This is a genomic window from Nocardioides abyssi (assembly GCF_030412915.1).
GTDB classification, from domain to species: Bacteria; Actinomycetota; Actinomycetes; order Propionibacteriales; family Nocardioidaceae; genus Nocardioides; species Nocardioides abyssi.
Genome location: NZ_JAUHJR010000317.1, coordinates 1 through 211, shown reverse-complemented (window position 1 = coordinate 211; position 211 = coordinate 1). Strand labels below are relative to the sequence as shown.

Here is a 211-nt window from a genome sequence, read left to right as displayed (position 1 = left end):
CAGCAGCGTGCCGCCGAGGACGACGGCCGCGATCGACATCAGGTCGTAGTCGCCCTGGCTGCCGATCGTCGGGCTGCCGACGCGGAGCCGGGCCAGCAGGAGCAGGCCGGCGAGCGCCGCCCGCACCGAGGAGAGGGTGTGGGCGACCAGGACCGGCACCGACGTGCGGATGCCGGACAGGCGGGCGACCTCGCGGTTGCCGCCGACGGCG

Annotated in this window: 1 protein-coding gene; it reads right to left on the bottom strand. The window is 76.3% G+C overall.

From position 1 onward, the window contains the following. On the bottom strand, positions 1–211 hold a 211-nt coding region (locus tag QWY29_RS20870), incomplete at both ends, for an ABC transporter permease subunit (protein WP_439117467.1).